We start from the raw sequence: 13137 nt of genomic DNA, 5'->3' as shown, positions 1-13137 counted from the left end.
ATGCTCGTTGCCTATGCTTGGTTGTATGTGGCATGGCATGTATGGACACTGCCCTATGCGCCGCTGCCTTGGTTCGATGAGGTGGTATTTGCCTCTATCAGCCACCATTGGATAGAAAGCGCCTCTTTGGTGCCTAATGTCACTTCGGCAGCTTTGCATGGCTTGCCATTTCAAATTTACGGCTTTGTCAGCTTTACCATTCATGGTATGAGCATGAAGCTTTTGCCTCTGCCTTTGGGTTACCGGCTGCCTACTTTTTTGTTTGGCTGCTTAGTTTTGCTTTTGTGTCGTCGTTTGTTTGCTCTGCCGTGGTGGATGTTACTTATTTTTTCTCTCGACCCTTTCCTGCAGCTTTCTATGCATGAAGGGCGTATGGACCTGGAGGCGGTTTTCTGGAGTTTAGGTGCATGGTATTTTCTTTATCGTACAGAAAAAAAACAGCATTTTTCTTGGATAGCAGGTGTCATGGCACTGCTTGCCATACTGACTACGCCGCGCTCGTTCGTTTTGTTGCTGCCGCCTGCATTCATAGCGCTAAATCGGGGTGAATGGCGCTTCTTTTTGCCATTGTACGGGGGCTATGCCCTTTGGGTACTATGGGCTTTTGGTTCGCCACAGGCATGGCTTCGTCATTACCTACATGATTTTGCGCTGTTGAAAAACTATGTGGGGAATAGTGGCTATATACCCAAGCATGAATATCTCTTGATAGGAAGCGTGTGTTTGTTGGCAGTGTTTTATTTCTTCGGCAAGCAGCGGCTTCCTAAGGAACCGCTTTTTTGGGCTTCTGTAAGCAGTATTTTGGTTTTTTATTTGCTGGTTTTTGACTATGGTCCTTATTCCGTCTTTATCTTGCCGCTCTATTACTACCTTCTTTTTTTCTTTTTGCAACCTGCAAGTAAACGCCTGCGCAAGCTTATACTGGGGTGTTTGTTGCTATTTAATTTAGGCTATACCTTTGCCAAGCAAGTGCAGATACTTATGTCTTTGCCCATGCGTGATTACCGCTCTTTTCATGCTTTTGTGCGCCGGCATATACCGCCCGGTAGCAAGGTGGTCAGTGAGCCCATGCCTTACTATGCTCTTTTGGCTGCAGGCAGCGACCTGCAGCTGATGGATTACTACAATACCCCCGAAGAGCGGGAACGTATTCACAGACAAGAGTACAAGGCAGAATATATGATTGTTACAGACCACTTGGCTTGGCGAAAGCCCGACATAGTGGCGCTTTATCAAGCCAATAGCCAATGGCAGCCGGTAGCGCGTTATGAGCGACAGGCACCTGCTTTTCTGAGAGACTGGGAGCGTTTTTTTGGTTTGTCTTCTACTGAGCACACCGGCTATAACTGCACTATTTACCGGCGCTGCTTTTGATGCTTCTTTGTGTTCTTTTTCTTTGCCGTTGGCTCTTGCTGGGGAGGTGCTGCCGCTCCTTCTTGTTGGCGACGGCGGTAGGCATAGCCAAAGAAGGAAATCATCATAAGCATAAAAATCCAGTAGTTTTCAACAAAGCGCCCCATGAATACCTCATAAATGCCTATGATGAGCAGCGCCACCGTCAATGAGAGTAGTAAGGTATCGATGAGTTTCATAGTAGGTCTGTTTCAAAAAAACCATCATCGGCTTTTTCGTCGTGCGTATCTTCCAAATACACTTCCAGTAAACCTTCGGGTAGGCGCACGTGCAGGCATCGCTTGTTGCGGTCTACGCGCAAAATAAAAGCATCTTGAATGGGAATAAGTACTTCCTTGCCCTGATACATCATAGATATGAGGGCGTTGCTTTCCAAGTCGTAAATGGTATCGACGTTGCCCAGCGCACCTTTTTCCTCATCGATGATTTGAAATCCAATGACTTCGTGATAGTAAAAAGCATTTTCGCCTTCGAGTGGGGGCAGCATAGACAAAGGCAAATACAGCTTGCTCTTGGCTAAGGTCTCGGCTTGGTCTATATGGTCTATGCCGGCAAGTTTCACAATCACGCGGTTGCGCTTGTGCATGAGTGGAAGCACATACTCTACCTTGTAAGGGATGAGACTGCCGAAACGCTCTACCCACAGGGTGTCCAGGTTTTCGTATTGGCTCAAGTCATCCACATCGAAGAGGGCTTGTAGTTCGCCTGCCAAGCCGTGCGCTTTGGTCAGGTAGCCCAACACAAAGCAATCATCAACGGTCATGATTCTTTGTTTTTTTTGAGTTTTTTAAAAAAGGAGAAAGCGGCTTACTGACATAGCAAACCGCCTTCTGCATAAAATGGTTTCAGGCGCAGGACAAGTAAAAGTCTTATTCTGCCTGGTTTTCGTTGCTTTCTTCAGAAGCTGCAGCTTCTTGTTCAGCAGCTTTGCGCTTGGCTTCGACAGCCTTGGCGCGTTCTTCTCTGATTTTAGCTTCTGCTTCAAGCTGTGCCTTTTTGGCAGCTTCTTTTTGCTGAGCCAAGCGGGCTTTTTTGCCTTCGATTTTAGCTTCTTTAGTTTTCAACCATTCTTGGTAGCGCTTGTCTGCTTCTTCGCGGGTGATGGCACCTTTGCGCACGCCTACTTCCAGGTGCTTGCGCAGCAAAATCCCGCGGTATTTCAACATACGGCGCACAGTTTCGGTAGGTTGTGCCCCTTTGAGCAGCCAATCGAGGATGCGCTCGTCATCCAGTATGATGGTTGCAGGGTCGGTTAAGGGGTTGTAACGCCCCACTTTCTCGATGAATTTACCGTCACGCGGTGCTCGAGAATCAGCTACGACTACGTCGTACATCGGTTTTTTCTTGCGTCCACGACGCGCCAAACGGATACGTACTGCCATTGTTTTTTGTTTTAGTTCAACCTTTGATAGAACCCGTCTATCGGTTTTCGAAGGCACAAAGATAGCACACCGGCTTGATTTATACAAAAAAGCCCTGACTTTGTGCGTTGTATTTCTGTTCCCTATTTTGCGCAGAGCTTTTTGCTGCTCAGTCTTTTGCCCTGTGCTTCGCTTGCCCAAGCCGGCAGTATATTTTTTTGAGAAAGACAAGCTATGCTATTCAAAACTGCTAAATATTCATTAACTTTGCTTATTCAATGCAAAGAAGAAACACACATTATTTCCGCTTGAAGCGTTATGAAGAATATCCGTAACTTTTGTATCATAGCCCACATCGACCACGGCAAGAGCACCCTTGCCGACCGCCTGTTGGAATACACCCAAACCGTGGACCAGCGCAAGATGCAGGCGCAGGTACTCGATAGCATGGACTTGGAGCGGGAGCGGGGTATTACCATCAAGAGCCACGCCGTTCAGATGAAATACAACTACAAAGGAGAGACCTACGTCCTGAATTTAATTGATACACCCGGGCACGTGGACTTTTCCTACGAAGTGTCGCGCTCTATTGCTGCCTGTGAAGGTGCCTTGTTGGTGGTAGATGCAGCCCAAGGCATTGAAGCGCAGACCATTTCCAACTTGTATTTAGCCATAGAGCACGACCTAGAAATTATTCCGGTCATCAACAAGATAGACCTGCCTGCAGCCAATCCCGAATTGGTAGGGGATGAAATTATAGACCTTATCGGCTGTAAGCGCGAAGACATCATTCTTGCCTCTGCCAAAGAAGGGATTGGCATAGAGGAAATATTGCAAGCCATCGTGGAGCGCATTCCTGCACCCAAGGGCAATTCTGATGCACCTTTGCAAGCGCTTATTTTCGACTCTGCCTTTAACCCTTATCGCGGGGTGGAGGTTATTTTCCGTGTATATAATGGACGTATCCACAAAGGCGACAAAGTAAAGTTTTGGGCAACGGGGCGCGAGTATGAGGTGGAAGAAGTAGGTATCTTGCGCTTGGATAAAGAACCACGCGACTACATCGATGCCGGAGACGTGGGCTATTTGGTGTCGGGTATTAAGCAGGCTACGGAAGTGAAGGTAGGTGATACCATCACTACCGTGAGCAACCCTTGCGATGCGCCTATTAAAGGGTTTAAGGAGGTAAAGCCAATGGTCTTTGCCGGTATTTATCCGGTAGAGACCAACGAATTTGAAGAGTTGCGCGAAGCCATGGAGAAGTTGCAGCTTAACGATGCCGCTTTGGTGTGGGAGCCCGAAACCTCTGCCGCACTCGGTTTTGGTTTTCGTTGCGGTTTTTTGGGGATGCTCCATATGGAGATAGTGCAGGAGCGTCTCGAGCGCGAGTTCGGTATGACGGTAATTACTACCGTGCCTTCGGTGAAGTATCATGCCTATACCACCGCCGGCAAGATGATAGAGGTGAGTGCGCCTTCGGAAATGCCTGACCCGGCAGTGCTCGACCACATCGAAGAGCCTTTTGTGAAAGTGCAGATTATCACGAAGGCAGAGTTTGTAGGCAACATCATGACTTTGTGCTTGGAACGCCGTGGAATAATAAAGCAACAAAACTACTTGACTACCGACCGCGTGGAGCTTGTGTTTGAAATGCCTTTGGCGGAAATCATCTTCGATTTCTTCGATAAACTCAAAACCATCTCGCGCGGATATGCTTCCTTGGATTATGAGCTTTTGGGCTACCGCGAATCAAAACTGGTCAAACTCGACATTCTGCTCAACGGAGAGCGTGTAGATGCCCTTTCTGCTATTGTGCACCGAGACAAAGCCTACGACTGGGGAAAACGCTTGTGTGAAAAACTCAAAGAGCTTTTGCCGCGTCAGCAGTTCGAAATTGCCATACAGGCAGCCATAGGAACCAAAGTGATTGCACGCGAAACGGTGAAGGCGCTGCGCAAAAACGTATTGGCGAAGTGTTATGGTGGCGACATCACTCGTAAGCGTAAGCTGCTCGAAAAGCAAAAGAAAGGGAAGAAACGCATGCGCCAGATAGGCAAAGTAGAGGTGCCACAAGAAGCTTTTATGGCAGTCTTGAAACTTGACCAGTAAAATAAACCGCTTGCCATCGAAATAGAGTGGGCAGTGCACTCCTTGTGTGCTGCCTTTTTGGTTTGCGTTTCGTCTTGCGACAAACGCCCTTTGATTACCGCCACAGCATGCCCTTGAGCAGCTCGCGCAGAATGACAGCGCTCTTTTTATGAAAGAAAAAAAGCGTTGAGAGGCGCAAGGCTTTTAGGTAATAGTGAAGTGCTTTTTTGAAGTGTTTGCCCAGTGCCAAATGAAGTGCCAAGTAAGCATAAGCATGCGTGCGGAAACGCCGTAGGTAAGAGCTGGGCAATGTGCGCACCGCTTCATCGGCTTCTACGTAGCGCATGCAGGCATGCAAGCGCGCCTCCAGACGTTCTGCATTCACCTCCATGACACTGCGGGCATTGTGTTGTATCATACAAGCTACCACTTCATTGGCATAGGGCAGGGGATAGCGCGCTGCCAAGCGCAGCCACAGCTCCCAGTCTTCGCTGCCGGCAAGGGTACGGTCTTCTTGAAAGGGATGAAGCAGCGCAATGTCGCGACGCACAAAGACAGCAATGCAGCTAAGCAGATTGCCAGCAAACAGCTGCTCTGCCAGATTGCCTTTGCGTTTGGCTTGTGAGCTCAACAGTCGCCCGTCTTCATCCCTTATTTCGTAGGCTAAGGCAAACCATTCATAGTTTTGATGCTGTTGTAGAAAAGCATGGGCAGCAGACAGGCAGTGAGGATAATACAGGTCGTCAGAGTCCAGAAAAGTAACATAATTGCCTTGTGCTTGTCGTATGCCGAAGTTGCGGGCTGCGGCGCGTTCGCCATTGTCTTTGTAGAAGTAGCGAATGCGTTGGTTACGTTGCGTGTAAAGAGCCACGACCTCTTGCGTGTGGTCGGTGCTGCCGTCGTCCACAACAATCACCTCAAAGTCCTGAAAGTCTTGTGCCAGCACGCTGTCGAGCGTGCGGGCAAGAAACGAAGCCCTGTTGTAAGTGGGTATAATCACGGAAAAAAGCATACCTACTCTTCTTCATCATGGCGAGGGGCTTTGCCTTTGGCTAAGCGCTTGAATTCGTTAGGCTCAAAAACAAAGCGTTGGTTTACCTCTTCTATGAATTGAAGGATGTCCTCCCTGCCGATGCCCTCCGTTGCCGAAGTAATAAAGCAAGGGGGGAGCTCCTCCCATATTTTCAGAAGGGTGTGGCGATAGCGGGCAAAGTTCGACTGTTGTTGACTACGCGAAAGCTTATCGGCTTTGGTGAAAACAAAAGCTAACGGCAAACCGGCACTGCCTAAGCGTTCGACCATCTCTATGTCGATGGCTTGAGGCTCCAGACGCAAGTCCATAAGCACAAAGGTACACATCAGGTTGGGGCGGCGGGTCAAGTAGTCGTTAATCATCTTTTGCCAAGCTGCACGTTCCTGCTTGCTTACTTTGGCATAGCCATAGCCCGGTAGGTCTGCCAAGTACCAACGTTCATCTACCAAGAAATGATTGATGAGCCGCGTCTTGCCGGGCTGCGCCGAAGTAGCTGCCAAGTTTTTGCGCTGCACCAGCATATTGATAAGCGAAGACTTGCCTACATTAGACCTCCCGATAAAAGCATATTCGGGCTTATCTGGAAAGGGGCAGTCTTCTACTGCTTTGCTGCTTTTTATGAATGCCGCTTTCATGGTGCTTGTTCTCCTTTTTGTGATACCATGTAATCCATCAAGGCTTCGATGCCTCCCCGCAGGTTTAGCACTTTCTGAAAGCCACATTGAAGCAATAGCTTTTGTGCTTGATAACCACGCATACCCGAGCGGCAGTGAACAATGATTTCTTTGCCTCGCCATGCATCTATCTCATCCAGACGAAAGAGCAGCTCGGGCAGAGGTATGTGTTTGGCTTCGGGCAGGTGGTACTCTTCATATTCCCACTGTTCGCGCACATCCAAAACAAGGGGGAGTTTGTGTGCTTGCTGGCGTCGACAAAACTCCTCTACTTCTATACAGGGCAGTTGGGTATCCATAAGCAGGCTTTTGTAGCTTCCTGCAAAGATATGAATTTGCAGTTTTTTGTAACAAGCATAGAAAAGTGTGCGGAGCTGCCAAAGAAAAAACGCTACGAGTGCATGTTACGGGAGGGCGACATCCAGACGGGCAAAGCAACGAATACGCCAAAAAGCGAAAACAAAAGCCCCCCGATAGAGCCAATAGCCAAAGAAAACCAAAATATTTCTTGGTCGCCTTCGCTCAGAAAAGGCACCAAGCCCAGTACCGTAGAAAAGGTGGTTATCAAGATAGGGACTGACTTGTGCCACACAGCACGGCAGATACGACGCAGGCGGTCGCTATTGCTACGCAATTGATTGTATTCGTTCAGTATGAAAATGGCAGCATTCACCACCAAGCCGCCCAACAGCACAAAAGCGGCATAGCCTCCTTGGTCGAAAGAGAAATTGCCCCATGCAAAGATGAGAAACAAGCCAATGAACGAAAGCGGCACCGTGATGATGATATAAAAAGGCTTGAGAAGGCTTTCGAACAATATAGCGCAAATTACATAGACCACGCCCAGCAACAACAGCAGGATGCTATAAGAACGCTTGTTTTTTTCAGAGTCGAAGAAGTAGAAGGTAACGTTGTCTTTGTCGATGCTAAAACCGGGTGGCAATACTTTACGATGTTGCTCTATGCACTGCTGCAGATAGCGCTCGCCGAATTTAGGGGAGCCATAATAGTCAAAGCCGATGATGCGAATGTATTGGCGGTTTTCTTTGTAGATGGCATCATTCAGTTTTTCGAATTGCAGGCGCGAGAAAAGCTCCGGACGCACACCTTTCTGCTGGTTGAGCAGCAGGTTTTGTTGTCCTAACTCGTAAGTAGAAAAACGTTGGGCGTCTTCTTCTCGAAAAAAGACCGGCACGTATTCGTTTTTATACGATACGTAAGACTGCGCATAAGGCGCAAGGCTGTAAAGCTCAATGCCTTGAAGCAACGCCCGGTTCGATAGACCAGCTTGTGCCAGCAGGGTAGTATTCAGGTGCATCCGGAAAGCCTCGGTGTTGCGGTAGCTGTAGCTTAGGCGCTCGTTCAGGTTCACGTCCTTTACTCTCGGGTGCTTTTGCAGTAGTTTGGCAAACGCCTGCGCTTCTTCGTAAAGCTTGTCGTAGTGATAGCCCGTCATACGCACACGCATCTGGCGCATCTGCTCGTAGGTGATGCTACTGAAGCCCTCGCCTACACCAGTGATTGCCCACTCTACGCCTGCCCAATCGAGCGACTGCCTGATGAGCATAGCTTTGAGCATGGGCGGTAGTCCGCTGTACTCATATTCCGGTTTGAAATAAATCGAAATGGTGGCATTTTGCCCCGAGTAAATGTTGGTTACGAACTTATCGATGCCCTTGAACCTTGCAAGATATTGCTCTACCTTCTCTATGACGGCATTCATTTGTTGGGGGGTGGTGCCAAAAGGCATGCGAGCATATACATTTAATTGAGTACGCTCTGGTGTGCGGAAGTGTGCTTTCTCATAGACTTCTTGCACAAACAAGTACAAGGCGCCGCCCAGCGCTTGGTCCACATAGGGGCGTATGTTTTCCAGATAGTAGGTGTTGCCAAACCATCGATTGTACCAATCCCAGTCTTTGATTTCTGTGGGCAGCATAAATACAGGTGTTCCGAACATCAGGATGACCACCATAGTAAAGGCTTTCTTATGGGCTGCCAATAGGGCAATGAGTCTTTCATAGCGCAAAAAGCGGCGGTAGTGTCGTTTCCGTTTTTTGAAAGGCAGGGTTTTCGTTTGCACCGCCTGTTGCAAAAAGAGGCGGTAAGCCGCTGGGGTGAAAAACAGCGCCACCACCAGCGAAAGCCCCAAGCTTACAATAATCACCAAAGCGAAGTCGATGAGTGAGAGGCGTTGTTCTTCGGGCAAGAGCCATACCAAGCTCAGCGCCGACATGGTGGTGGCAGTAGCCCCCAACAGCCCCAAGAAAACGCGGGTGTTCCCTCTCTTTTTCAGATGGTCGAGCATCACCACGGCATTGTCGAGCAGCATCCCGAACGAAAGCGTAAGCCCTGCCAGTGAGAAGATATGCACTTCTATGTTGAAGAGGTAAACAAAGGCGAAGGTCAACGATAGGTTGATGCCCACACCGCCCAAAAGCACCAATAGGTAGCGCCAATCACGGTAAATGAGCAGGATGACCAACAAGAGAATGGCTACCGACAAGCCAGTGCGGTGGTAAATCTTTTGTAGCTCCTCGCGCATCTTTTCGGTGCGGTCATCTTCGAGTACCACCTGAAAGCCTTGGGTCAAACGCTTCGACAGCGTGTCTATGCGAGTGCGCACCTTTTCGGCAAGTATGAGTGTGTTTACGTCTGGGCGCGCATATACCAGCAGGCGCACGGCGTTTTTACCATTGATACGGAAATAACGGCGTGCCTCCTCTTCTTCTCTGTAGAGGCGCGCAAAATAACCAAAGCGTACGCCGGGACGCAGCTCACTGTTTTCTATCTCGTGCAGCGCCTGAGGCGGGGCTTGCAGTTCCATATAAAAGCGTTCTTGGCGGGGACTTTCATAAACCCCTATGAATTGCCGCTCGAAGAAACGCCGCAGGTGTCTTTGCAGGTCGCTTACGCTCAGACCGTAGGCAAGCAGACGCTGGGCATCATACTCCACGGTCAATTGCAAGGAACGTGCCCCGGCAATCTCTATGCGCTCTATTTCCCTGATAGACGAAAGGGGCAGTTTGAGCTGCTCTTCTATTGTCTTTTGTATGAACGCAGGGGCAAAGGGGGCATATACTGAATAGACCAGCAAAGGGCTTTCTTTTTCGTCTTCTTCGCTTACCGAAGGGTATACTTCAGGGTAACTGGCGTTGGGGGGCAGTTGGGGATACAGTTGCCGTATGACATTGCTCACTTCGAAGCGCTTGAAGTCAAGGTCAGCATCTTCGTTGAAATACAGGCTGATGCTGCCACCGTTGTAGTACGATATCGACGTCATTTTTTCCACCTCGCCGATGCCAGAAAGCATATTTTCAAGCGGTGCGGTAATTTTTTGCTCTACCACTTCGGGCGGGGCTTCCGGCAGGCGGTAGACTATATACAGGGTGGGTTTGCGCAAGGAAGGCATGTATTTTACGCTCAACTTGGGCAGGCTGAGCAACGCCAACAGCGCCAATACTACGAATACAAACACCAAACGGAAGGAGCTCATCGGCAACTGTTTTTTGTCAATCAAATAGCAGATTTTTGCTTTGCTTTGCTTTTGTTGGCAGTTAGTGCGCGATACATCAGGGGCACAAAGAAGAGCGAAGTAAAGCTGCCAATACTCAAACCACCGATAATAGCCAGCACAAAAGGACGCTGCAGGTCGCCCGCCATGCTGCTGTCGAACAAGAAAGGCGTCAGTGCCAAAATATTGGTCAACGAGGTCATGAATATAGGTTTGAAAGTGATTTCGCCGGCTTTGGCTATGGCTTCATCCAAGGGCATGGAACGCCGCAGCCGGTTGATGGCATCTATCTTCAAGATGGACTCGTTGTCTATGATGCCCAGCATCACCACCAAACCAATGGCAGCCATCACATTGAGGCTTTCGCCTGCCAGCCATAAAAGCAGGAAACTGCCCGTAAAGCCAAGTGGCAGGGTGAAGATGACAATCAGCGGTTGGCGCAACGACTCAAACTCTATGCCCAAGATGAAATAGAGCAGCAGAATAGAGACGGCAAGAATAAAGAACATGTTTTTGATGTTTTGCCGGTCGTCGTAGTGTTGCCCACTGAAATCGACCCGCAAGCGGTGGCTATGTGCCAAGTGGGTAGCGGCGCTTTCGGCGGCTTCTACAGGCAGTGCGCTGGTGGCGTGTAGGGCATGATAAATGCCGGCACGGTCGGCGGTGAGGCTGCGGTGGGTCTCGTCGGTGTTTACCTTCACAAACAAAGAGAGGGGGTAGCGTTGCAGACTGTCTATGACTACATAGCGGTTGTGCAGCTTTTCGTAGAAGTCATTGCCGCGGTATGCCACTACAATGGGCACCGCTTCGTCGTAGTTGTGCAAATAATCGACAGTGTTTTCCGAAAAGGTGGATTTGAGGGTCTGCAACAGCATTTCATAACTCACGCCGTAGCGCTGCAGCGCTGTTTGCTGCACTTCCACAGAGACGAGGGTGCGCTCCTTCATGCCGGCATCTGCTTGCCATGTTGCTTGGGGGAAGAGCGAGCGCAGGCTGTCGGCAATAGGGCGCAGTTGCTGCAGGGGTACTGTTTCCATGCTGCGTATAGAGCGGAAGCGAGCACTCCAATAGGGTTTTTCTGGACGGAATATCATATCGAAAATATTGGGTGCTTCGCTCAGCCGCACCGAGGCAGTGGGGTAGTGCCTGCTGAAATAGTTGGCAATCAATTGCTCGAATTGCTTGCGTTCTTGGTAGCTGTCAAAGAGGAAATAAATGTCTGCCTGTTGTCCTGTGGCATTGGCTGTTTGCAGCATGTATTGCGTTTGCCCTATGTCGCTTTCGCTGAGGGTGTAGTGTTTTGAAAACTGCCGCAATAAACTTTCTATGCGACGCTTGTTTTCTTGGGGCGAGATGGGCTCATGCCACTCCACCTGCAGGCTCATGTCTTTGCGCTTGAGGGTGGGCATGCCCTCTATAGGCAGAAAAAAGGCGATGCCCAAGCCTGCTATTCCCAACAGAAGCAGGGCAGGAAACACCAGCTGTCGCCGGGCAAGACACCAATAGTAAAGTTTTTTATAGCCTTTGAGTGCCCAAAGATAAAGCCGGTTGTCTTCGCGTGGCAGCTGCTTGCTGTTGCGGAAAAGCAGCAAATAAAGCAGTGGCAGCAAGAAGAACGACACCAGCAGCGAAGTGAGCAGGATGGCACCCACTGCTACCGCTTGGTCGTAGCTGAGGGCACCGCTGAGTCCATCCAGAAACACCAAAGGGATGAAGACAGCTTGCGTGGTGAGTGCCGAACTTACCAAAGGCGGCACCATTTCGGCAGTTCCCTTCACGCAGCTCTCGAGTAGAGGCATGCCTGCTTTGCGCATCTTGCCTATGTGCTCGAAGATGATGATGGCGTTGTCTATGGTCATGCCCAAGCCAAGGGTAAGCCCTGCCAGCGATATGACATTCAGCGACACACCGAACAGATAAAAGACCGAGAAGCTCATGATGAGGGAAGTAGGCAGCACCACGCCTATGAGGAAAGGCACGCGGTAGTTGCCAATGAAAAGCAGCAACACCACAAATGCCCCGATGCCTCCAAACAGCAGGTCGTTTTTTAGGTTGGAAATGCTCATGTCCAGCACCTCATACTGCGACTGCGTGAGGGCAAAGTTCAAGGCAGGATAATCGTGCCGCAGCTCTTGCATGAGGGTGTCGAGGCTTTGCATCACCAAGGGCATGCGGGCACTGCTTTGCTTGTGTATGTTGATGACTACCCCTTCTTTCAGTTGGAAGAGATGAAAGCCCTTGGGGGTTTCCACCGAGTCCACAACCTGCGCCACTTCGCCCAAAGGCACGGAGCGTTGCGCATCTATGCGCACAGGCAAGCGCCGCAGGCTCTCTATGTCTTGTAGCGGGGCTCCAATGCGCAGGTAATAGCGGTAGTTGCCGTCGCGAATGGAAATGGCGGTCAACTCGCTGTTGTTTTCTTGGATGCTTTCTATGAGCAGACGCTCGTCGATGCGGTGGGCTGCGAGCTTTTCTTTTTTGGGAAATATCCACAAACTGCGGCGGTACAAGCCGTTCACATCGACCAGCGCCACGCCGGGCAGGGCTTCAATGCGTTTTTTCAGCACCTTCTCTGCCATTTCTGACAACTGAGTGGGCTGTGTCGCCGCTTCTTTTTTGTGCGTAACTTGCAGGCGGGCTATAGGTACGTCGTTGGTGTTGAGTCGTATGACCTGCGGGCGTGGCAGCTGACGTGGCAGCCGGCTGCTCAGGCGGTCAATCACCTCATTGGCTTCAATGAAGGCAAGGTCCATGTTGGTGCCGTAGTCAAAAAAAAGCAGTAGGCGCCCCCCTTCTTCTTCGGCTTGGCTTTCCACTTCTTTCAGATGTTGAAGCGTAAGCATACTTTCGCGCAGCAAGCGCAACACCTGTTGCTCTACCTCTTGAGGCGAAGCCCCGGGATACTGCACTTTGACTATCATGCGGGTTACGTCGATGTCGGGCAGCAGCGAAACAGGCAACTGCAAGAATGCTACGATGCTGAAAATGACGACAACAGCACTGACCATCAGCACCGCCACGGGGCGTTGAAAGAGATATTTGAACATGGCGGAA

Annotated in this window: 10 protein-coding genes; 2 read left to right on the top strand and 8 right to left on the bottom strand. The window is 49.9% G+C overall.

All coding sequences use genetic code 11. The features are described 5' to 3' along the window. The gene (locus FHS56_RS05880) at positions 1-1374 is read left to right on the top strand and encodes a hypothetical protein (protein WP_166918974.1); all 1374 of its coding nucleotides are present in this window, start codon (positions 1-3) and stop codon (positions 1372-1374) included. On the opposite strand, the gene FHS56_RS05875 is transcribed toward FHS56_RS05880, so the two are convergent. The 3 genes from FHS56_RS05875 to FHS56_RS05865 all read right to left on the bottom strand — a co-directional run bounded on the left by FHS56_RS05875 (position 1356) and on the right by FHS56_RS05865 (position 2795). After that, entirely contained in the window at positions 1356-1592 is a 237-nt protein-coding gene (locus tag FHS56_RS05875; RefSeq protein ID WP_166918973.1) for a hypothetical protein, read from the bottom strand. The genes FHS56_RS05880 and FHS56_RS05875 overlap by 19 nt on opposite strands. Next, positions 1589-2176, bottom strand: a complete 588-nt coding sequence (rimM, locus tag FHS56_RS05870; protein ID WP_166918972.1) for a ribosome maturation factor RimM — start codon at positions 2174-2176, stop codon at positions 1589-1591. The genes FHS56_RS05875 and rimM overlap by 4 nt, the downstream gene beginning before the upstream one ends. 106 nt (positions 2177-2282) lie before the next feature. Beyond that, the gene (locus FHS56_RS05865) at positions 2283-2795 is read right to left on the bottom strand and encodes a 30S ribosomal protein S16 (RefSeq protein WP_166918971.1); all 513 of its coding nucleotides are present in this window, start codon (positions 2793-2795) and stop codon (positions 2283-2285) included. A gap of 297 nt (positions 2796-3092) precedes the next feature. Between FHS56_RS05865 and lepA the strand changes: the two genes are divergently transcribed. After that, positions 3093-4883: a translation elongation factor 4 gene (gene lepA / locus FHS56_RS05860; protein ID WP_166918970.1), complete on the top strand. Its 1791-nt coding sequence runs from the start codon at positions 3093-3095 to the stop codon at positions 4881-4883. A 94-nt stretch (positions 4884-4977) separates the two neighbouring features. On the opposite strand, the gene FHS56_RS05855 is transcribed toward lepA, so the two are convergent. The 5 genes from FHS56_RS05855 to FHS56_RS05835 form a co-directional block, all read right to left on the bottom strand. Further along, positions 4978-5874, bottom strand: coding sequence for a glycosyltransferase family 2 protein (locus FHS56_RS05855; RefSeq protein ID WP_166918969.1), 897 nt, complete (start codon positions 5872-5874; stop codon positions 4978-4980). A 2-nt stretch (positions 5875-5876) separates the two neighbouring features. Next, on the bottom strand, positions 5877-6530 hold the full coding sequence (gene yihA, locus FHS56_RS05850) for a ribosome biogenesis GTP-binding protein YihA/YsxC (protein WP_166918968.1): 654 nt from the start codon (positions 6528-6530) through the stop codon (positions 5877-5879). Then, positions 6527-6868 carry a rhodanese-like domain-containing protein gene (locus FHS56_RS05845; RefSeq protein WP_166918967.1) on the bottom strand — a complete coding sequence of 114 codons (342 nt, stop codon included), beginning with the start codon at positions 6866-6868 and terminating at the stop codon, positions 6527-6529. Before FHS56_RS05845 ends, yihA begins: the two co-directional genes overlap by 4 nt. A gap of 92 nt (positions 6869-6960) precedes the next feature. Next, positions 6961-10065: an efflux RND transporter permease subunit gene (locus FHS56_RS05840; RefSeq protein ID WP_166918966.1), complete on the bottom strand. Its 3105-nt coding sequence runs from the start codon at positions 10063-10065 to the stop codon at positions 6961-6963. Between the two features lie 20 nt (positions 10066-10085). Beyond that, the gene (locus FHS56_RS05835; RefSeq protein ID WP_166918965.1) at positions 10086-13130 is read right to left on the bottom strand and encodes an efflux RND transporter permease subunit; all 3045 of its coding nucleotides are present in this window, start codon (positions 13128-13130) and stop codon (positions 10086-10088) included. Between the last annotated feature and the right edge of the window lie 7 nt (positions 13131-13137).

It is taken from the genome of Thermonema lapsum, from assembly GCF_011761635.1.
Lineage (GTDB): Bacteria > Bacteroidota > Bacteroidia > Cytophagales > Thermonemataceae > Thermonema > Thermonema lapsum.
This window is presented reverse-complemented; position numbering and strand designations above follow the sequence as displayed.

Excerpts from the sequence above, each read along its gene's own strand:
- FHS56_RS05880 (WP_166918974.1), top strand. The coding sequence starts at position 1 with ATGCTCGTTGCCTATGCTTGGTTGTATGTGGCATGGCATGTATGGACA.
- FHS56_RS05875 (WP_166918973.1), bottom strand. The coding sequence starts at position 1,592 with ATGAAACTCATCGATACCTTACTACTCTCATTGACGGTGGCGCTGCTC.
- rimM (WP_166918972.1), bottom strand. The coding sequence starts at position 2,176 with ATGACCGTTGATGATTGCTTTGTGTTGGGCTACCTGACCAAAGCGCAC.
- FHS56_RS05865 (WP_166918971.1), bottom strand. The coding sequence starts at position 2,795 with ATGGCAGTACGTATCCGTTTGGCGCGTCGTGGACGCAAGAAAAAACCG.
- lepA (WP_166918970.1), top strand. The coding sequence starts at position 3,093 with ATGAAGAATATCCGTAACTTTTGTATCATAGCCCACATCGACCACGGC.
- FHS56_RS05855 (WP_166918969.1), bottom strand. The coding sequence starts at position 5,874 with ATGCTTTTTTCCGTGATTATACCCACTTACAACAGGGCTTCGTTTCTT.
- yihA (WP_166918968.1), bottom strand. The coding sequence starts at position 6,530 with ATGAAAGCGGCATTCATAAAAAGCAGCAAAGCAGTAGAAGACTGCCCC.
- FHS56_RS05845 (WP_166918967.1), bottom strand. The coding sequence starts at position 6,868 with ATGGATACCCAACTGCCCTGTATAGAAGTAGAGGAGTTTTGTCGACGC.
- FHS56_RS05840 (WP_166918966.1), bottom strand. The coding sequence starts at position 10,065 with ATGAGCTCCTTCCGTTTGGTGTTTGTATTCGTAGTATTGGCGCTGTTG.
- FHS56_RS05835 (WP_166918965.1), bottom strand. The coding sequence starts at position 13,130 with ATGTTCAAATATCTCTTTCAACGCCCCGTGGCGGTGCTGATGGTCAGT.